Below are 1,310 nucleotides of genomic sequence, written 5' to 3'. Positions count from 1 at the left end.
CTTTTTTCATTTTCTCACTGACAAAAATCTTGCGTGTTTTCACCATAGAAATATACTGTATATACATACAGGTATTTTATTTATGCAAGACATCTTACAACACTTAAAAAGCCAGCATCTTGTTTGGCAGGCCAATTTAACAAAAGCGGACGACCATCAATTCCTAAGCAGCTCCGGTTTTGCTGAGCTAGATGAATTGCTTGGTGGCGGCTTTCCTTCTCACGGTGTGGTAGAGATGGAATCCGTAGGCAGTATTGGTGAACTGCGTTTACTCGCTCCATATCTAAAAGCGTCTCTTTCGAGAGGGGTAACCGCATTCATTCTGCCTCCAGCGTTAATGAATTCGCTGTTTCTACACAATATTGGCTTAGATATAAACCAAGTTTGGATCGTAAGTCCTACACATCATCGAGATGCTTTGTGGGCCGCAGAACAGTGTCTGAAAAGTGGTGTTTGTGCCAACGTATTGCTATGGCAAGACGAACTAGAAATCCACCAAGTAAAACGCTTACAGGTTGCCAGTGAACAAGGCGCTTGTCCGCTTTTTATGCTCAAACCGAGCATGGCAAATCGCTTGTCCCTACCTGTGTCATTGAGCTTAAAGCTACAAGGTCATGAACAGGGCGTAAATGTGGAAGTATTGAAACGCAAAGGGGGCTGGAACAAAGGCAGTATCAATATCGACTTTCAACATGATTACCCGCAGTTGGTGATGCCAGTGATGACTCATATCCCATCGACTGTGGTGAACTTCCCATTGGCGAATCAAGGATAATCATATGGTTTTGTGGATCTACTTGCACTTCCCTCGCCTACAGTTGGATGCGCTGTTTGGCAACAACCAAGAGCACCCGGTCGTCATTGTCGAAAGTCAACGCTGCCGGATTATTCAATACAACGAGACGGCCGAGCAGCAAGGCATTAAGCCAAATATGGGCTTAGGCAGTGCTGCGTCTTTGTGCCATGACTTGCAAGTACATCCTTACCACCCACAAACGGAGTGGAATAAGTTGCAAGAGGTGGCTCAATGGATGTATTTGGTCACTTCTGATGTCGTATTGATGCCAAACCAAGGTATTTTGCTGCGTGCGACGCCAATGCTTAATCTCTATGAAGGATTACAAAACTATTGGAATAAAATCCGAACTCATTTAGATGAACTAAAATTGAGCTTTCAGTTTGGTTGTGGCTTCTCACCTTTTTCCGCTAAATTGATGGCGTTATCTGGTGCGAATGTGCTTAGCGAAGATAAAACTTCTATCCAAAAAGCTTTATTTCCGTTGCCATTAACCCTAACCGATTTATCGCCC

General features: G+C 43.9%; 1 protein-coding gene and 1 pseudogene. Both read left to right on the top strand.

Annotated elements, in window-relative coordinates; translation table 11 throughout:
- The first annotated feature begins 82 nt into the window (after nt 1-82).
- Nucleotides 83-775 carry a translesion DNA synthesis-associated protein ImuA gene (gene imuA / locus R7035_RS25400; RefSeq protein ID WP_318146341.1) on the top strand — a complete coding sequence of 231 codons (693 nt, stop codon included), beginning with the start codon at nt 83-85 and terminating at the stop codon, nt 773-775.
- A 4-nt stretch (nt 776-779) separates the two neighbouring features.
- Nucleotides 780-1,310 (top strand): annotated as a pseudogene (locus R7035_RS25395) (DNA polymerase Y family protein); the annotation flags it as partial.

It is taken from the genome of Vibrio sp. 1731, from assembly GCF_033339955.1.
Classification (GTDB): domain Bacteria; phylum Pseudomonadota; class Gammaproteobacteria; order Enterobacterales; family Vibrionaceae; genus Vibrio; species Vibrio alginolyticus.
This window is presented reverse-complemented; position numbering and strand designations above follow the sequence as displayed.